At 62.0% G+C, this 18,328-nt stretch carries 17 protein-coding genes; 11 read left to right on the top strand and 6 right to left on the bottom strand.

Annotated elements, in window-relative coordinates; all coding sequences use genetic code 11:
- From torD to torC, 3 genes are all read right to left on the bottom strand, one after another.
- Complete coding sequence (torD, locus tag AB5Y97_RS00525; RefSeq protein WP_368157041.1) at positions 1–669, bottom strand: molecular chaperone TorD; 669 nt, start codon at positions 667–669, stop codon at positions 1–3.
- Positions 670–768: 99 nt separating this feature from the next.
- On the bottom strand, positions 769–3,261 hold the full coding sequence (gene torA / locus AB5Y97_RS00530; RefSeq protein WP_368157043.1) for a trimethylamine-N-oxide reductase TorA: 2,493 nt from the start codon (positions 3,259–3,261) through the stop codon (positions 769–771).
- A gap of 27 nt (positions 3,262–3,288) precedes the next feature.
- The gene (torC, locus tag AB5Y97_RS00535; RefSeq protein WP_201945783.1) at positions 3,289–4,455 is read right to left on the bottom strand and encodes a pentaheme c-type cytochrome TorC; all 1,167 of its coding nucleotides are present in this window, start codon (positions 4,453–4,455) and stop codon (positions 3,289–3,291) included.
- 145 nt (positions 4,456–4,600) lie between these two features.
- Here torC and torR point away from each other — a divergent pair, with 145 nt between their 5' ends.
- Positions 4,601–5,314: a two-component system response regulator TorR gene (gene torR / locus AB5Y97_RS00540; RefSeq protein WP_042080622.1), complete on the top strand. Its 714-nt coding sequence runs from the start codon at positions 4,601–4,603 to the stop codon at positions 5,312–5,314.
- A gap of 36 nt (positions 5,315–5,350) precedes the next feature.
- On the opposite strand, the gene AB5Y97_RS00545 is transcribed toward torR, so the two are convergent.
- Positions 5,351–5,755 (bottom strand): GFA family protein, encoded by a 405-nt coding sequence (locus tag AB5Y97_RS00545; RefSeq protein WP_201945781.1) that lies wholly within the window; start codon positions 5,753–5,755, stop codon positions 5,351–5,353.
- A 37-nt stretch (positions 5,756–5,792) separates the two neighbouring features.
- Entirely contained in the window at positions 5,793–6,839 is a 1,047-nt protein-coding gene (torT, locus tag AB5Y97_RS00550) for a TMAO reductase system periplasmic protein TorT (RefSeq protein WP_368157046.1), read from the bottom strand.
- Positions 6,840–6,909: 70 nt separating this feature from the next.
- Between torT and torS the strand changes: the two genes are divergently transcribed.
- Entirely contained in the window at positions 6,910–9,735 is a 2,826-nt protein-coding gene (gene torS, locus AB5Y97_RS00555) for a TMAO reductase system sensor histidine kinase/response regulator TorS (RefSeq protein WP_201945779.1), read from the top strand.
- Positions 9,736–9,783: 48 nt separating this feature from the next.
- Here torS and AB5Y97_RS00560 read toward each other — a convergent pair whose 3' ends face one another.
- Complete coding sequence (locus tag AB5Y97_RS00560; protein ID WP_201945778.1) at positions 9,784–10,068, bottom strand: hypothetical protein; 285 nt, start codon at positions 10,066–10,068, stop codon at positions 9,784–9,786.
- Positions 10,069–10,392: 324 nt separating this feature from the next.
- Between AB5Y97_RS00560 and glyA the strand changes: the two genes are divergently transcribed.
- The 9 genes from glyA to AB5Y97_RS00605 all read left to right on the top strand — a co-directional run bounded on the left by glyA (position 10,393) and on the right by AB5Y97_RS00605 (position 18,206).
- Complete coding sequence (glyA, locus tag AB5Y97_RS00565) at positions 10,393–11,646, top strand: serine hydroxymethyltransferase (protein ID WP_368157049.1); 1,254 nt, start codon at positions 10,393–10,395, stop codon at positions 11,644–11,646.
- A gap of 150 nt (positions 11,647–11,796) precedes the next feature.
- Positions 11,797–12,246: a transcriptional regulator NrdR gene (gene nrdR / locus AB5Y97_RS00570; protein ID WP_005338880.1), complete on the top strand. Its 450-nt coding sequence runs from the start codon at positions 11,797–11,799 to the stop codon at positions 12,244–12,246.
- 199 nt (positions 12,247–12,445) lie between these two features.
- The gene (gene ribD, locus AB5Y97_RS00575) at positions 12,446–13,555 is read left to right on the top strand and encodes a bifunctional diaminohydroxyphosphoribosylaminopyrimidine deaminase/5-amino-6-(5-phosphoribosylamino)uracil reductase RibD (RefSeq protein ID WP_201945777.1); all 1,110 of its coding nucleotides are present in this window, start codon (positions 12,446–12,448) and stop codon (positions 13,553–13,555) included.
- Positions 13,556–13,610: 55 nt separating this feature from the next.
- Positions 13,611–14,264 (top strand): riboflavin synthase, encoded by a 654-nt coding sequence (locus AB5Y97_RS00580; protein WP_005349507.1) that lies wholly within the window; start codon positions 13,611–13,613, stop codon positions 14,262–14,264.
- 149 nt (positions 14,265–14,413) lie between these two features.
- Entirely contained in the window at positions 14,414–15,523 is a 1,110-nt protein-coding gene (gene ribBA, locus AB5Y97_RS00585; RefSeq protein ID WP_201945776.1) for a bifunctional 3,4-dihydroxy-2-butanone-4-phosphate synthase/GTP cyclohydrolase II, read from the top strand.
- A 276-nt stretch (positions 15,524–15,799) separates the two neighbouring features.
- On the top strand, positions 15,800–16,270 hold the full coding sequence (gene ribE, locus AB5Y97_RS00590; RefSeq protein WP_005338866.1) for a 6,7-dimethyl-8-ribityllumazine synthase: 471 nt from the start codon (positions 15,800–15,802) through the stop codon (positions 16,268–16,270).
- A 14-nt stretch (positions 16,271–16,284) separates the two neighbouring features.
- On the top strand, positions 16,285–16,698 hold the full coding sequence (gene nusB / locus AB5Y97_RS00595) for a transcription antitermination factor NusB (RefSeq protein WP_005343514.1): 414 nt from the start codon (positions 16,285–16,287) through the stop codon (positions 16,696–16,698).
- A 57-nt stretch (positions 16,699–16,755) separates the two neighbouring features.
- The gene (gene thiL / locus AB5Y97_RS00600) at positions 16,756–17,715 is read left to right on the top strand and encodes a thiamine-phosphate kinase (protein ID WP_201945774.1); all 960 of its coding nucleotides are present in this window, start codon (positions 16,756–16,758) and stop codon (positions 17,713–17,715) included.
- The gene (locus tag AB5Y97_RS00605; protein WP_201945773.1) at positions 17,712–18,206 is read left to right on the top strand and encodes a phosphatidylglycerophosphatase A; all 495 of its coding nucleotides are present in this window, start codon (positions 17,712–17,714) and stop codon (positions 18,204–18,206) included. The genes thiL and AB5Y97_RS00605 overlap by 4 nt, the downstream gene beginning before the upstream one ends.
- The last annotated feature ends 122 nt before the right edge of the window (positions 18,207–18,328 follow it).

Below are 18,328 nucleotides of genomic sequence, written 5' to 3' on the forward strand. Positions count from 1 at the left end.
TCAGTCGGCGGACGGTGCCGGTTTGACCAGAGAGAGGTAGTTGGCATCCATCTTGAGGAAGACCCCCAGCAGACGGGCACTGGCGCCGTAGAAGCCAAACCGGTCGGCGGCGCGACAGGCGCTTTCGAACTTGTCAAACCAGCCCAGCAGATGGCCGTGCAGCAGCGCTTCCTGCTCGTCGAGCCAGCGCTCCCGCTCGGCCGCGCTCTTGGCTTCCGCCGCGCGGATGATGAGATTGCCCATCAGATCCAGCTCGATTGCCAGATGGTCGGCAGGCTCTTTGTATTTATCGCTGACATTGATACCAAGGCGATCGAGGCGGGCCTGCATCTCGGCCATCGGGGCCTGCATCAGCAGCTTGGCCTCGCCGCGGTAGAGCGATTCATAGGGCATGGCGCCCTGTTTGGGATCCACCAGAAACAGCCCGGCGAAGTCGGCGGCAAGCTCTAGCTGGCGATCCGGGCGCACCAACAAGCGCGCGATGGCCTCGTTGAGTTCGGCCACGGCTTCGCGCATCGGATCCAGGGTGGAGAGGCTTTTCAGGAAGCTTCGCACATCATAAGTGTCATATTCGGCGATCTGCTCATCACTGAGTTCGGCTGCGAACAGGGTGGAGAACCACCAGTAGAGTTCGGCCCGGCGTTCGCTGGTAGCCATAAATTCCTGCATTTTTCCTCCGTGGATGGCAATCGGGAGCCTTGATGGCTCCCGATTCTAACGACTTTAAAAATAAAGGAAACTCAAGGGGGCGCTTTCGTCCCCCCGGGGTCAGAGTGCCGGGAACATGGGGTCGATGCCCTTGGCCGATTCCGGCGCGCCGAAGGCAGTGACGGCAGGTGCCTGCCCGCGGAACTTCTCGATCTCCACCAGCGCGGTATGGGCCGTGGTAGCCTGCGCCAGGCTGGAGGAGCCGATGTCAGCGGTCAGTACGTTGGGATCGCCGTAGGTACAGAGCGTCCCCACCTTGCCACCCTCTTGCGGGCCATACCAGGCTCCTTCCTGAATGCGCACCACGCCGGGGGCGTAGTCATCGCTTACCACCAGACCGGCCAATACCTGACCGCGACCGTTGAACACCCGCACCAGATCGCCGTCCTTGAGGCCGCGGGATTTGGCATCCTGCGGATTCATATAGACAGGTTCGCGACCCTGCACCGTGTAGGTGGCGCGGTAGTTGTCGGAGGAGCAGAGCTGGCTGTGCAGCCGCTTGTCCGGGTGGCAGGATTGCAGGTGCAGCGGGTACTGTTTGCTGCCCGGCCCGCCGTGGGAGCGCTCGTAGGGTTCGATCCAGACCGGATGGCCCGGGCAATCCCCATAGCCGTAGTCGGCGATGGTCTTGGAGTAGATCTCGATAAGGCCAGACGGGGTACCGAGCGGCTCCAGATCCGGCTCCTGACGGAACGACTCGTGGCGCACCCAGGGTTGGCCTGCCGGGAAGGTGACGAAGCCCTCGCCGTGCCAGAACTGGCTGAAACGGGGCAGACGGATGCCGATGCCGCGACCCTGCAGGCGGGCATCGTCATAGATGCTCTGGATCCACTCCAGCTTGCTCTTGCCACCGGTGAACTCGACCTCACGACCAAAGCGACGGCAAAGATCGGCGAAGATGTCGTAGTCATCCCGCGCCTCGAACAGCGGCTCCACCACCTTGTACATGGCCAGAATGCCCGCGTTGGAGTGGGAGCCCCACTGCTCTATGTCGTCCCGCTCATAGGTGGTGGTGGCGGGCAGCACGATATCGGCGAAACGGCAGCTGGCCGTCCACTGGTGATCGATGCTGACCACGGTTTCCAGCTTGCGCCAGGCGGCGACCATCTTGTTGCGATCCTGCTGGTGGTGGAACGGGTTGTTGCCGCAGAACACCGCCATCTTCATGTGGGGGTAGGTGATGGTCTGGCCGTTGAAGGCGATCTGCTTGCCCGGATTGAGGATGCAGTCGACGAAGCGGGCCACCGGAATGTATTTGGAGTAGCCCTTCCAGTCGCCGTCATGGAGCGGCTTGACCCCGGGAATGACCGAGCTGAAACCTGACATGATGGGGCCGCTGGAGGTGATGGTGCCCGCCCCGTTGTAGTGCCAGCCAAAGCCGTAACCGCCCCCCGGCAGGCCGATCTGGCCAATCATCGAGGCTAGAACCACCAGCATCCAGGCGTACTGTTCGCCGTGGTGCATGCGCTGCACGCACCAGCCGCCGATAAGCTGGGTACGACCGCTGCTCATGGCGCGGGCCAGCTCGCGGATGGTCTCGGCAGGGACGCCACAGATGGCGGCGGCCCACTCCGCATCCTTCACCTGACCGTCGCTGGTGCCCAGCAGATAGGGCAGGAACTTGTCAAAACCGGTGGTGTAGTTTTTCAGGAACGCTTCATCGTGGCGCTTCTCGCTGTAGAGGGTGTGGGCGATGCCCAGCATCAGCGGTACGTCGGTTTGCGGATTCAGGGTCACCTGATCGCAATTGAGGTACTTCTGGGTCTTGGATTTGACCGGATCGACACTGATCACCCGGATCTCGCCCTTGGCCACCTTCTCTTTCAACTGCGCCCAGTAGTCGTAGACGCTGTGATCCGGCACCAGCCAGCCCACCTGCAAGTTCTTGATGGGATCGGAGCCCCAGATGACGATGGTCTTGCTGTGTTTCAGCACCAGCGGCCAGGAGGTCTGCTGCTCATACACCTCCATGGCGCCCGCCACGTGGGGCAGGATCACCTGGGCTGCACCGGTGGAGTAGTCACCGGCCTTGGCCAGATAGGTGCCGTGCAGGTTCATGGCGCGCCCCAGCATGGCACCAGCGGAGTGCAGCTTGCCCACCGACTGCCAGCCGGAGTGGCCGGCATAGAGGGCGCTCGGGCCATAGGTCTTCTGCACCCGCTCCAGCTCGTGATAGAAGAAGTCCAGCGCCTGGGACCATGTGACACGCACGAAGCGGTTCTGGCCGCGTTCGCTGGTGTCGGACTGGTGGCCCTTGCGCAACCAGTCCAGCCGCACCATGGGGTAGCGGATGCGGGAGGGGTTGTAGACCACTTCACTCAAGGCCTTGAGCATGTCGGTGGGGTGCTTGTCATGCTCGAACGGCAGGGTCTCGACCCAGCGGCCATCGACCACCCGGGCACGGAAGGCGCCCCAGTGGGAGCCGGACTGCACCAGTTTTTCGCCGGACTCGGCAGCCATCACGGCGCGACCGAGCAGGGAGGGGCCGATCAGGGCAGAGGCACCGCTGGCCAGCAAGCCACCCAGAAAACCACGACGGGAAATATTGATCATCTTGTTATTCCTCTTTCGAATCCGGACTTAGTGGCTGCCCTGACCACCGGTATCGGCGGCATGGTTTTGCAGGTATTTGAGCAGGGTGCGCTCCTCTTCCTTGCTCAGGCGATAGTAGGCAGACATCGCCTTGAGTCCCGAAATCCAGCCGTTGGCAGTGAAGTGAGCGGGATCCGGCGCGCCGTGGCAGGAGTTACAGGTGGATTTGTACATCTCGCCGGCGTAATCCCAGATTGGCTTGAGCGAGGACTCAAAGCCCTTGCCATCGACCCAGGCCTGCACCTGAACCTGCTCCCACTTGAGATGGGTGGCGCTGTCGGTCTCCTGCTTGAGCACTTTCTCGCTCGCTTTCAGTTCATCACGGATGGTAGCGACGAAGACCCGCTTGCCCATGTATTCGCTCAGCACCCGGCCCTTGCCGTCGCTCTCGCGCCACCCTTCGATGGTCACCTTGAGGCGATCGCCGCTGCGGTCCACCACGTCGATACGGGAGGCGGGCAGCAGTTTGCCGACCGGGTCGGTGCTCTGTTCGCTGGCATAGAGATCTTTTTCACCTAGGTTGTAGAGGGTCTCGGCGGCTGGCGCCTCTTGCGCGTCGTTGACCAGAGTGGCGTAAGTGGCCCGGAAGCCCCCCGCCATGTTGGGCAGTTCGTGGGCGATGCCCTTGTGGCACTCGATGCAGTTCATGTTCTTCGCCGCCGCATCTTTCATCGCCAGCGCTGCCGCCGGGGACTGCTTGGCGTGATCCATGTTGTCGTAGCTGTGGCAGGACTTGCAGGTCTTGGAGTTCTGGCTGCTCATCCGCGCCCACACCTTCTCGGCCAGATGCAGGCGCCGGTCCTCGAACTTCTCCTGGGTGTCGATGCTGTGGCCTATGTACTCCTGATAGAGGTCGTTGGCCGCCTCCATCTTGCGGGCCACCTTGCCGACAAAGTCCTTCGGCTGGTGACAGTCGGTACAGACCGCCTGTACCCCTGAGGCATTCTTGAAGTGGATGGACTCCTTGTACTCCGGATAGACGGTGTCTTTCATGGAGTGGCAGGAGATACAGAATTCGAGGCTGCTGGTTTTCTCAAAGCCGTAGTGCAGGCCGACGGTGCCCGCGAGGGTGACGCCGACGCCTACCAGAAGCAGCGCCAGTACCGACCAGCGACGGCTGGGGGTGCGCAGGAAGTGCCACAGTTTTTTCATCATGCTCTCTCACATCACTTTTTTGATGGGAGCCATGATAGGGAGGCGTTGTGAACAGGGCTGCCGCCACAAATTAATGAAATAGGGGTATTTATGACAAAATGTGAATAGAATAATCCTCCCTTGTCGACCATCGTGAACCCTGCCCATGAGCTACCACATTCTGGTTGTTGAAGATGATGCGGTTACCCGCGAGAAGCTGACTGGCTATTTCGAGCGGGAGGGCTATCGGGTGACGGCGGTCGAAAATGGCCAGGAGATGCGCGCCGTGCTGGCGGAACAAACGGTCGATCTGGTGATGCTGGATATCAACCTGCCGGGGGAAGATGGTCTGCTGCTGACCCGTGAACTGCGGGCGCGCAGCACGGTGGGGATCATTCTGGTCACCGGCCGCAGTGATGCGGTAGACCGGATAGTCGGCCTCGAGATGGGGGCCGACGACTATGTCACCAAGCCGTTCGAGCTACGGGAGTTGCTGGTGCGGGTCAAGAATCTGCTGTGGCGGATCTCGCTGGCGGCCGCCGCGCCGAGCGAGCCTGCGGTGGCTGACGATGCGGTGCGCTTTGGCCCCTGGCGTTTTGACATTCCCCGTCGCCAGCTCAGCAAGGACGGAGTGCCGGTGCGCCTGACCAAGGCGGAATATGAAGTGCTGGTGGCCTTTGTCGCCCATGCCGGGCGGGTGCTCAGTCGGGAGCGGATCCTGACCCTTATCAGCCATCGCGGCGATGGCCCGAGCGATCGCACCATAGACGTGTTGATCCGGCGGCTGCGCGGCAAGATGGAAGCGGATCCGCGGGATCCCCAGCTGTTTGTCACCGTCCATGGTGAAGGCTATCTGTTTGCCGGCGAGATAGCCTCCTGACCCCGTTGCGGTGACCTTGACCTGTTTGACCGGGTATCAGACCGGCGGGCGGGTATCAAATTGCGGGCAGTCGTCGCCAATCTGGTGCCAGGGCGCCTTGGAGCCGACAAAGATGTGAAACGCGGGTCGCTGGCTCGGCACATCGTCCAGTACCCCGAGGCGCAGGTTGATCTTGCCGCTGCTGCTCTTCTGGCTGAACAGGCTGGAGCAGCAGTGACGACAGAAGGCCAGGGTGGTCTCTGCCGATTTCCGGTAGCGGCCGATGGCCTCTTCCCCCTTCACTATGGTGACCTTGTTGCCATCCAGTCCGCCGACCGAGGCGTAATCTCCCCCTGAAAACTTGCGGCATTCGCTGCAGTGGCAGTTCCCCATATAGTCGAACTGATCCGGCAGGGTCAGGGCGACGGCGCCGCACAGGCAGCTGGCATGTAACTCTTTCATCTCTTCTCCTTGAGTGTGCTGATCAGATTTGGAACGGCTATTCGACCCGATAGACGGGACGAAAAGCGCCATCCGAGAGGGAATCGGCGGGGTCGGCCAGCGGTGCAGACAGCGTCAGAATGGGTGGCCCCATCACCCGAGGGCACTGCTCGGCATTGGCATCAGGGTGTTGCAGCAGACAGACCGCCTGAGCGACCGCAAGGCGCCCCTGCAGCCGCATCTGATCGCTGTTGGCGGCCAGGATCTTGCCCCGGCGCAAGCCCCGCTGTACGCCGTGGCTGAAGTAGGTGCTCAGCACCTGGGGCCTGTCGAGATGGCGCTGCGCCAGCTCGTTGACCGCCACTTCGGCGGCGATGGCGCCCCCCACCAGATAGTCGAGGTCGGGATAGCGGGCCAGCGTCTGCTGCACCAGCGTGCGCTGGATTTCCCGGCTGTTGTCGCCGCGCTCGGTAGTGACCAGTTTGATGGCGCTCCCCTTGATGGCGTCGGCAAAGCCCGGCTCGACGAAGTTGTTGCCGCCGCTCGCCTGCGGGCCGGGGAAGAGGGCGACCAAGACCGGTTTGCTGCCGGCGGGGTGACGCTGCGCCAGCCAGTGGCCGATTTGCCAGCCCATCTGGTACCAGGAGACCCCCACCTTCGCCTGCACCAGACCGTTGGGCAGATCGTTGACCAGCCCAAAGACCGGCAGCGGCGTGACCTTGATGGCCTCGCGCAAGCCCTGATAGCTCGCCGCGCCGAGCAAGATGGCGTCGCTCCCTTCCTGCACGCAGCGTTGCAACTGCTGGCGCTGCTCGGCGAGGGCGCCGTACCCCCCCGCTTCGTGGATCTGCAACTTGACTCCCAGCCGCTTCGCCTCGTCAACCATGCCCTGATTGACCGAAAGCCAGTAGGCGTCGCGCAGATGGGGGTAGAGGGCACAGAGGGTCAGCGGTTTGGTTGCGGCGGCGGATTCCGGCCACTGCTGGCGCACCGGCTGGCCGCTGAATTCGCCGCCGGGCCAGATATCGACCGCAAAGGCGAGGGCGGCGCGGGGAAGCATTAGCAACCAGATCAGCAACAACGGGGAGAGATAGACGCTTCGCATGGTCAGGGGTTTTGTTAAAGTGTTGGGTCATATTATCCGGTCAAAGCCGACCACAACCAAGGGACTTCCCGTGAGAATCTTTTCCGGCCTGGGTGGCAAGTTGCTGCTGGCCTTCTCCCTGATGGCATTACTCACACTGAGTGCCTCCCTGCTGGGCTGGGTGGGGCTTAGCCATCTGCGCCAGCTGGAGCAAGGGGTGCAGCAGACGTTGGCCGATCAGGAGCTGGCCCGCACGCTCTCTCGCCTCAGCGGCGAGATCCAGAGCGCGTCACGGCTGCTGGCCACCGCAACCAGCGAGCAGGAGCGGGAGCATCAGGGACGCTTGCTCACCCTGCAGGGGCAACAACTGCAACAGGTGCTGGCGCAACTCGGCCGTGGGCAGGGTTCAACAAGCCTCGATCAGCTCAGTCAGAGCATCATCGGCAATCTGGGCCAGCAGGGCTGGCTGGTGGGGGAGCGGTTGACCCTGATGGCGCAGGGTGAAGCGCAGCGGGCCCGTCTGGTGGCGGCGGCCGGACAGATCGCCGAGCTGGCGCGCAGCCAGATGGAGAACGCCGAAACCGTGATGGTGGCGGGATTGGGTTCCCTCTACCAACAGCAAGGTGCGCAGGCGGCCCGGACGCTGGACCGCCTGCTGGAGCAGGATCTCGACTGGCTGGAGCAGATGACCGAGCTGCGTCATCGCACCCTGATGCAGCAGCAGCGCATCGAAGAGATGTGGCGCAGCGAACGGCAGGAACAGTTGCAAACGCTATTGCAAGAGGGGCAGCGGGAGTTGGCCATCTTGCAACTGCGGGCCGGGGCTGTGACCGATCCGGCCCGCCGGCAGGCGGTGGAGCAGGCGCTGACCGTGCTGGCGCAGAGCGACAAGTTGGTGCAACTGCGCAGCGACTGGCTCGGCAAGGGGGAGGCGCTGCGGGTGCTGGCCAATGCCAATGAAGCCCTGATGAGCAGTCTCAACCAGCAGGTCGGAGAGCTGGTCAGCCGTGCCCGCGATTCGCTGGGGCAGAGCCAGCAGGCGCTAAGCCAGCGCCTAAGGCTGCTGGAGCAGGCGTTGATGGCCATTGGCCTGCTCACCCTGCTACTGCTGATGCTGTTGATGTGGCGCATGGTCTATGGCCGGATCGTCTGGCCGCTGCAACGGGCGGTGGCGGGGATGAGCCGGTTGGCGCGCGGGGATCTGGCCCCCCTTGAGCCGATCGCCAGCTCCGGGCGCGATGAGCTGGCGGAGTTGGGTCGGGCCCTGCAGGTGTTTCGTGACAATGCGGTTGAGCTGGGCCGCTATCAGCGCGAGCTGGAGTCGCGGGTCGAGGAGCGCACCGGCCAGCTCAGCCACGCCAACGAGCGGCTCAATGAGGAGGTGGAGAAGCAGCGGCAAGCCCGCGCCGAGGCCGAACAGGCCAACCGCGCCAAGTCGGTGTTTCTCGCCACCATGAGCCACGAGATCCGCACCCCCATGAACGGCATTCTCGGGGGGCTGACACTGCTGGAAGATACCCACCTGAGCGATACCCAGCAGCGATATCTGGCCGCCATCGAGCACAGTGGCGAATCCCTGCTGGAGATCCTCAACGACATTCTCGACTACTCCAAGATAGAAGCGGGCCATGTGGAGGCGCGCCGTGAGCCCTTCCCCCTGTTCCTGCTGGTGGATGAGCTCTGCGCGTTGTTTCGGCCAAAGGCAGCGGCCAGAGGAGTGGCCCTGGTGCTGGAGTATGCGCCCGAGCTGGCGCCTGTGGTCGAGGGGGATCTGGGCAAGCTGCGCCAGGTGCTCGGCAACTTGCTCGGCAATGCGGTCAAGTTTACCGCCCGTGGCCAGATTACCCTGACGGTGGCGCCCCTTGTCTGTCATGGCCCTTGTGCCGAGCCCTGCATCCGCTTCGTAGTGCGCGATACCGGCCCCGGCATTCCGGCCGATGAGCAGGAGGCGGTGTTCGAGGCGTTTCGCCAGCGCAAGCGTGATATAGGCCATCAGGGCGGCACCGGGCTGGGACTGGCGATCAGCCGCAAGCTGGTGGCCGCCATGGGGGGCGAGCTTATCCTTGCCAGCGAACCGGGCAAGGGGTGTGAATTCAGCTTCAGTTTGCCGTTGCAGCGCTCGAGTGCCCAGCTGCCTGCCGAGGCGCAACCGCTGCATCTTGGCCAGTCCCGCGACATCCTGCTGGTGGAGGATAACGAGATCAACCGGCTGGTGGCGCACGGCATGCTGACCCGCCTCGGCCATCGCGTCACCCTGGCGGAGGATGGTCGCAGCGCGCTGGCGCTGGTGACCGAGTGCCCCTTCGAGCTGGCGCTGCTCGATATCAATCTGCCCGATATGGACGGTATGACCCTGCGCGAGGATCTGGCCGCCATCAGCGAGGAGATGCATGAGCGGCCGCTGCCCGCCATCGCCATCTCGGCCCAGATGTATCCGGAGGATATCCGCCACTGCCTTGCCGCCGGGTTTGTCGATTTTGTCGGCAAGCCGGTACGGCTGGCGGTGCTGGCGAACGCCATAGATCAACTATTTCGGCAAGAGGGCGCCGCTATCGAGCCACAGGTGCAGTTATCAGTAGCCGTGCCCCCAACTAACCACCCCGAGTGTGCCAATCCGGTGCTGGATGCCGATCTGCCCCTGCTCGGCATGGCGCGGATCCGTCAGCTGGTCGCGCTGTTTGAGTCGCAAGGGCGGGTGTTGCTGGATAAGTTGGCTCAGGGTGAGGGAAGTGAGCAACGTCAGCTGGCGCACAAGCTCAAGGGGAGTGCGCTGGCGCTGGGGTTGACCGAATTTGCCAGCCACTGTGCGGCTCTTGAGGCGGGAGGCGGGGATCCTGCGGCAATCGGGGCGCAATTTGACGCGGCGGTGAGCGGGTTGCAGCAGTGGCTGGCGGCCAACAGGGATGCGCCGTTCTGATCCCTGCTGGCGATGCACAACGTTCAGAGGGGGCCAGCCCCTGCGCCGTTATTCGCTCTCGCGAAACAGCACCTGCTTGCACTTGGCACAGACCCATTCCCGGCGAAAATCGGTCAGGTGCATCATGCCCACCTCCCGCAACTCGTGGTGGCCGCAGTGATAACAGAAGATGATGTCGCCATCGACTGATTCAGGGTGGGCCGCCAGATAGTCGGCTTTGGTGGGGAGCTGCTCCCACGAGGTGGTGGGGAGATGTTTGCGTTGGCTGGTGTAGTAGACCCAGTAGAACAGAAAAAAGACAGCCAGGATCACGAATGTCAGCAGATGGTCCATCTTGAACTCCTCCGGTTAGGTGCAGCCCCTCGGATGCATGGCTGCAATCAGCTCCATCATCATTAAATTTGTTTCGAATGAATATGTTACAGGATGGATAAAGAGGGCGTTGTGATCCCCTTCGGGTTTTGCCCGCCCGCGGCGGGATGAAAAATGTGCCGTTTGGCGGAGCGGCCAGAGTATTGAACGGGGAGGGAATCTTGTTTTTTACAACATAAATTCAACATTTTTTTAGGTGGTTGGACTGTCTCTTTGATCCAGCTCACGTTACAATGCCCGCGCCCACTTCACCTAACGCGCAAACGATTTTCAGGAGAGAAACGGATGTTGAAACGTGACATGACCATCGCCGGCTATGATCCAGAGCTGTGGCAGGCCATCACAGACGAGACCCGTCGTCAGGAAGAGCACATCGAGCTGATTGCGTCCGAGAACTACACCAGCCCCCGCGTCATGGAAGCCCAGGGCTCCCAGTTGACCAACAAGTACGCCGAAGGCTACCCGGCCAAGCGTTACTACGGCGGTTGCGAGTATGTGGATGTGGTTGAAACCCTGGCCATCGAGCGCGCCAAAGAGCTGTTCGGTGCCACCTACGCCAACGTGCAGCCGCACTCCGGCTCCCAGGCCAACAGCGCCGTCTACATGGCCCTGCTGCAACCGGGCGACACCGTGCTCGGCATGAACCTGGCCCACGGCGGTCACCTGACCCACGGCTCCCCCGTCAACTTCTCCGGCAAGCTTTACAACATCATCCCCTACGGCATCGACGAGTCCGGCAAGATCGACTACGACGAGATGGAGCGCCTGGCCGTTGAGCACAAGCCGAAGATGATGATCGGCGGCTTCTCCGCCTACTCCGGCATCGTCGACTGGGCCCGCATGCGCGAAATCGCCGACAAGATCGGTGCTTACCTGTTCGTGGACATGGCCCACGTAGCCGGTCTGATTGCCGCCGGCGTCTACCCGAACCCGGTGCCCCACGCTCACGTGGTCACCTCCACCACCCACAAGACCCTGGCCGGTCCGCGCGGTGGTCTGATCCTCTCCGCCGCGGACGACGAAGATCTGTACAAGAAGCTGAACTCCGCCGTCTTCCCGGGTGGTCAGGGCGGCCCGCTGATGCACGTCATCGCCGGCAAGGCCGTGGCCTTCAAGGAAGCGCTGGAGCCGGAGTTCAAGACCTATCAGGCTCAGGTCGTGAAAAACGCCAAGGCGATGGCTGCGACCTTTATCGAGCGCGGTTACAAGATCGTCTCCGGTGGTACCGACAACCACCTGATGCTGGTTGACCTGATCGGCCGCGAGCTGACCGGTAAGGATGCTGACGCTGCGCTGGGCAAAGCCAACATCACCGTCAACAAGAACTCCGTGCCCAACGACCCGCGCTCCCCGTTCGTCACCTCCGGTGTACGGATTGGTACCCCGGCCATCACCCGCCGCGGTTTCAAGGAAGCCGAGTCCATCGAGTTGACCCACTGGATCTGCGACGTACTGGACAACCACGACAACGATGCCGTGCTGGCCACCGTACGCGAGAAGGTGCTGGATATCTGCCGCCGATTCCCGGTTTATGGCTGATAAGTCAGACCATCCGGTTTGAGACCAATGCCACCTGCGGGTGGCATTGTTTTTTCTGGCTTTTACCGGTTTTGGATGGCCGTGCTACACTGGCCGACCTAGATCCTGGCCCGCCGGGCCGGTCCCTGTTCCATTAACGCCGGAGGTCCGATGCATTGCCCATTCTGTAGTGCGGTTGATACCAAGGTGATCGATTCCCGTCTGGTGGCAGAAGGCCATCAGGTGCGCCGCCGTCGTGAGTGTCTGCTCTGTCACGAGCGTTTTACCACCTTCGAGATGGCCGAGCTGGTGATGCCCCGCGTCATCAAGTCCAACGGCTCCCGCGAGCCGTTTAATGAAGACAAGCTGCGCGCCGGCATCCTGCGGGCGCTGGAGAAGCGGCCGGTGAGCATGGAGGCCATCGAAAAGGCGGTCAACCATATCAAATCCCGCCTGCGTGCCACCGGCGAGCGCGAAGTCGCCTCCGAGCTGGTGGGCAATCTGGTGATGGATGAACTTAAGAGTCTGGACAAGGTGGCCTATATCCGCTTTGCCTCCGTCTATCGCAGCTTCGAAGATATTCGCGAGTTCGGTGAAGAGATCGCCAAATTGGAGAAATGATGGTATCGGATGGGCAAGTGGATATCCGCTTCGCCCCTCTCTACCTCAGGACACGAAGATATTCGCGAGTTCGGCGAAGAGATCGCCAAGCTGGGGAAGTAAACCGCCATTCTCACCCATGTTGCCGCGTCCGATTACGCTGCGCTAATCGAACCTACGATACTGCGTAAAGTCGAGATGTGTTGTCAAAGGAGCCCGAATGTTTAGTCAAGATGATTACCAATGGATGAGTCGGGCCCTCGAACTGGCCCGCCGCGGCCGCTACACCACGGCCCCCAATCCCTGCGTCGGCGCCGTGCTGGTCAAGGATGGCGTGGTGGTTGGCGAAGGGTGGCATCAGAAGGCGGGCGAGCCCCATGCCGAGGTCTACGCCCTGCGCGCCGCCGGTGACAACGCCCGCGGCGCCACCGCCTATGTAACCCTCGAACCCTGCTCCCACCACGGTCGTACTCCCCCCTGCGCCGAGGCGCTGATCAACGCTGGCGTGGCCCGGGTGGTGGCGGCCATGGTCGATCCCAATCCCCAGGTGGGCGGACGTGGCCTGCGCATGCTCTCCGAAGCGGGGATCAAGACAGATTTCGGCCTGCTGGCGAGCGAAGCCGAGGCGCTCAACCCGGGCTTTTTCAAGCGGATGCGTACCGCCTTCCCGCGGGTGACCGTCAAGCTGGGGGCCAGCCTCGATGGCCGCACCGCCATGGCGAGCGGCGAGAGCCAGTGGATCACCTCCCCGGATGCGCGCCGTGACGTGCAACGGCTGCGGGCCCGCCACGATGCGGTGCTCTCCAGCGCTGAAACCGTGCTGGCCGATGGTGCCTCCCTGACCGTGCGCTGGGACGAGCTGCCCCCCTCGGTCAAGGTAAGTTATCCCAAGGAGACCCTGCGCCAGCCGCTGCGGGTTATCGTCGATTCGCAAAACCGCCTCACACCCGACTTGCCTCTGTTCCAGAGCGAGAGCCCGGTGCTGCTGGCCCGTCACAAGGCGTCCGGCGAGTGGCCCGAGTGGGTGCAGCAGCTGGAGCTGCCGCTGCTGGATGGCAAGCTGGATCTGGTCAGCCTCTTCATGCTGCTGGCCAAGCAGAACGTCAACTCGGTGCTGGTCGAGGCGGGCCCGCGGCTCTGCGGCGCCCTGCTGGAAAAAGGGCTGGTGGATGAGCTGGTGCTCTATCAGGCGCCCAAACTGATGGGCGACGAGGGACGCGGTCTGTTCCATCTGCCTGGCCTGACCCGGCTGTTCCAGGCGCCCAAGCTCGCCATCAAGGATGTGCGCATGGTGGGGCCGGATATTCGCATTACCGCCAAAATAGCCTGATTTATCAATGTTCAAGGGGGCATAATCAGTCCCCGTCATCAGCAAGGTGATCTGCATGTTTACCGGAATTATAGAAGCGGTGGGAACCCTGGCAGAACTGCGCCGTCAGGGCGACGACATGGCCCTCACCGTGCACGCCCCGGGCCTGGATTTTAGCGACGTCAAGCTGGGCGACTCCATTGCCACCAACGGCGTCTGCCTCACCGTCGTGGCGCTCGGCGACAAGAGCTATACCGCCGACGTGTCGCTGGAAACCCTCTCCCGTACCGGTTTTGCCGCCGCCAGAGTGGGCGATCGGGTCAACCTCGAGAAGGCGCTGATGCCCACCTCCCGCCTCGGCGGCCATCTGGTCTCCGGCCACGTAGACGGAGTAGGGGAAGTGAAAAGCGTCTCCAGCAGCGGCCGCGCCATCGAGTACTGGATCAAGGCGCCGGGGGAGCTCTCCCGCTATATCGCCGAGAAAGGCTCCATTGCGGTGGATGGTATCAGCCTCACCGTCAACGCGGTGCAGGGGGACCTTTTCCGCCTGACTATCGTGCCCCACACCGCGCAGGAGACCACCATCGCCAGCTGGAAGCCGGGCCACAAGGTCAACCTCGAGGTGGATCAGATCGCCCGCTATCTGGAGCGGCTGATGATGGGGAAAAGTCAGGAGAGCAGCGCCTCGACCCTGACCATGGAGACGCTGGCCAAGGCCGGTTTTCTCTGACGGTGTGCGCTGAGTCTGGCCACCAAAACGATTTTCTGTGATCCCGCTCTGATTGAAATGGAGCCGCTAGCCCCAATCTAGAGCAACATACACACGCATTTGCGTTGAGCCTGCGGGCTCAACCCCCAAGCACACTGATGGAGTAGCCCATGGCGCTGAGCACAACCCAGGAAATCATTGCCGATATCAAGGCTGGCAAGATGGTGATCCTGATGGATGACGAAGACAGGGAGAACGAAGGGGACCTCATCATGGCCGCCTCCTGCGTCCGTCCGGAGGATATCAACTTCATGGCCCGCTACGGCCGTGGCCTCATCTGCCTGACATTGACCCGGGATCGCTGCAAGCAATTGGCGCTGCCGCTGATGGTGGATCGCAACAATGCCCAGTTCTCCACCGCCTTTACCGTCTCCATCGAGGCGGCAGAAGGGGTGACCACAGGCATCTCCGCCGCGGATCGCGCGGTGACCGTGCAGGCGGCTGTGGCGCCCAATGCCAAAGCGGCCGATCTCGTGCAGCCGGGCCACATCTTCCCGCTGATGGCACAGGATGGCGGCGTGCTGACCCGCGCCGGTCACACCGAAGCGGGTTGCGATCTGGCCCGTCTGGCCGGTTTCGAGGCGGCCGCCGTCATCGTCGAGATCCTCAACGAGGATGGCACCATGGCGCGCCGTCCTGACCTGGAGATCTTCGCCGAGGAGCACGGCATCAAGCTTGGCACCATCGCCGACCTTATCGAGTACCGCAACCAGCACGAGACCACGGTCGAGAAGGTGGCCGAGTGCAAGCTGCCGACCGAGTTTGGCGAGTTCGACCTCATCACCTTCCGCGACACCATCGACAATCAGGTTCACTTCGCCCTGAAAAAGGGTGAGGTGCAGGCCGACCAGCCAACCCTGGTGCGGGTTCATCTGCACGATGTGCTGAGCGATCTGCTGCTGACCGACCGCCACGCCGCCCGCAGCTGGCCGCTGCCCAAATCCATGGCCCGCATTGCCAGCGAAGGCGGGGTGCTGGTGATTTTGGGGGCGGAATCCCATGGCGCCGAGCTGCTGGCCCGGGTCAAGGGTTTTGAAGCCGCCGACAAGGGGCTGGCGCCGGAAGGAGCCAAGTGGCAGGGCACCTCGCGCCGGGTGGGCGTCGGTTCCCAGATCCTCAAGGCCCTTGGCGTAAGCAAGATGCGCCTGTTGAGCTCACCGAAGAAGTACCATGCCCTCGGTGGTTTCGGTCTGGAAGTGGTTGAGTACGTCGGCGAGTAAAGCTCCACCAGAGAAGTACCATCCCCTTCCGGGTGGTTTCGGTTTGGAAGTGGTTGAGTACATCGGCGAGTAACGTTCTACCAGAGAAGTACCATCCCCTTCCGAGCTGTTTCGATCTGGAAGTCGTGGAATTCACCGGCGAGTAAGTGCGCAGGACTGGTTACATCGCGATCATGGCCGTCTATTGCGGCCATGGTTTTTGTCGTGGGTCTGTTGTGCTAGAATGTGCGCACTTTTGACTCCGGCCCTTTTGATTGCACAGATACAGGATTTCCAATGAAGGTTATCGAAGGAAATATCGCCGCTCCTGAGGCGCGCGTTGCTATTGTTGTTGCCCGTTTCAACAGCTTCATCAACGACAGTCTGGTGAACGGCGCGGTGGACGTACTGAAGCGTCAAGGTCAAGTGCAGGACAGCAACCTGACACTGGTAAAAGTGCCGGGCGCGGTTGAAATGCCATTGGTCATCAAGAAGCTGGCCAAGAGTGGTCAATACGATGCCATCGTGGCGGTCGGTACTGTCATCCGTGGCGGCACCTACCACTTCGACCTGGTGGCAAACGAGAACAGCAAGGGCATGGCCCAGGTAATGATGGAATATGAAATTCCCGTTGCCTTCGGTGTGCTGACCACTGAAAACATTGAACAAGCCATCGAGCGTGCAGGTACCAAGGCGGGTAACAAGGGTGCAGAGGCTGCACTGGCAGCGCTCGAAATGATCAACGTCCTGAAAGAACTGGACGTGTAACGAGGAGAAGTACATTGAAACCGTCTGAGCGCCGTAAAGCCCGCCATTGCGCCACCCAGGCCATCTACCAGTGGCAGATGACCAAGGCTAACGTGGGTGACATCGAAGAGCAGTTCAAGATCGATCAGGACACCAAGGGTGTAGACCTGAACTATTTCCGCGATCTGCTGTTCGGGGTAGCCCTCCACTGCAGCGAGCTGGACAAGGTGTTTGCACCTTTCCTCTCCCGTCCGCTGGAAGAAGTGGACATGGTGGACAAGGCGATCCTGCGTCTGGCGACCTATGAGCTGACCCGTCGTGATGATGTACCGCCGCGCGTGGTCATCAACGAAGCGATCGAGCTGGCCAAAGCTTTTGCTGCCGATGACAGCCACAAGTTTGTCAACGGTGTACTGGACAAGGTGATCAAGTCGCTGAACAAGCGTTGATCCTGCTGTCCGTCAGCATCTAAGAGAGGAGCCAGCTTATTGCTGGCTTTTTACTGTATGGGTGAATTTGAGCTGATTGATAAGTACTTCAAGGTCCCCCACGCCCGCAAGGACGTGGTGATGGGCCCTGGAGATGACTGTGCCCTGCTGACCCTGCCCCCCGATACCCAGCTGGCGGTGAGCACCGACACTCTGGTGAGCGGCGTACACTTCTTTCCCGACATGGATCCGGTGGATCTCGGCTACAAGGCGCTGGCGGTCAATCTCTCCGATCTCGCCGCCATGGGGGCCGAGCCGCGCTGGGTATCGCTGGCGCTGACTCTGCCTGCCATCAACGAAGGTTGGGTCGCCGGTTTTGCCGAAGGGTTTCTGGAGCTGGCCGAGTACTACAATGTGGCGCTGGTGGGCGGAGACATGACCCGCGGGCCGCTCTCCATCACCATCTCGGTGAAGGGATCGGTGCCTGCCGGTCGCGCCCTGATGCGCAGCGGCGCCAAAGCCGGTGACGGCATCTATGTCACCGGCACTTTGGGGGATGCCGCGCTGGCGCTCTCCCACCTGCTGGGCAAACGCACCCTCAACGAGAACCAGCTGGCTGCTGTGCTGCCACGGCTCGACCATCCCCATCCCCGCATTCTGGCCGGTCAGGCGCTGCGCGGGCTGGCGGGGAGTGCGCTGGATCTCTCCGATGGTCTGGCATCGGATCTCGGCCATATCCTCAAGGCCTCCGGCGTGCGGGCCCAGATCGATCTCGATCTGCTGCCGCTCTCGCCGGTGCTGCAGGATGCGGTGAGCGAGCAGGAGGCGTGGCAACTGGCGCTGGCCGGTGGCGATGACTACGAGCTCTGCTTTACCGTACCGGAGGAGTACCGCGGCGCGCTCGATACGGCGCTGGCCCACAGCGGGGTCAAGTTCAGCCGCATCGGCCGCATCGTGGCGGGCGAGCCGGGCATCGACTACCTGCGTGGCGACCAAGCGGTCGAGCTGCAACTGAAAGGGTGGGATCACTTCGCATGAGTTTGTTCAGGATAAAGCCCGAGCTGAAACGACTGGATCTGAAAAATCCGCTTCATTTTTTGGCGGTGGGGTTTGGTTCCGGTCTCAGCCCCAAGGCGCCGGGCACCATGGGCACCCTGGCGGCCATTCCGCTCTACCTGCTGGTGAGCGGGCTGCCGACCCACTGGTTTATCGCCTTGCTGGCGGTGGGGTTTGTGGTCGGTATTCGTATCTGCCAGAGCGCCACCGATGCCATCGGTATGCCGGATCACGGCGCCATCGTCTGGGACGAGGTGATCGGTTTTGGCGTCACCATGATCGCCGCGCCAGACGGCTGGGAGTGGGTGGTGGCGGGCTTCGCGCTGTTCCGGTTGTTTGATGTGCTCAAGCCCTGGCCCATCTCCTGGTTTGATCGCCGGATCCACGGTGGCCTGGGCATCATGCTGGACGATCTGATCGCCGGCCTGTTCGCCCTGTTTTGTATGCAATTACTGGCATTCTGGCTCGGTTGAGAGCCACCTTCCGGGGGATGACCGTTCTGGCATCCCCCGATTTATATCTGCTTAATTTTCATTCATCGGCATATGCTGCCGTTTATCATCCATTTCACATAAATATTCACTACTCATTCGGG

Source organism: Aeromonas sp. R10-2, assembly GCF_040908445.1.
Taxonomy (GTDB): Bacteria; Pseudomonadota; Gammaproteobacteria; order Enterobacterales; family Aeromonadaceae; genus Aeromonas; species Aeromonas veronii.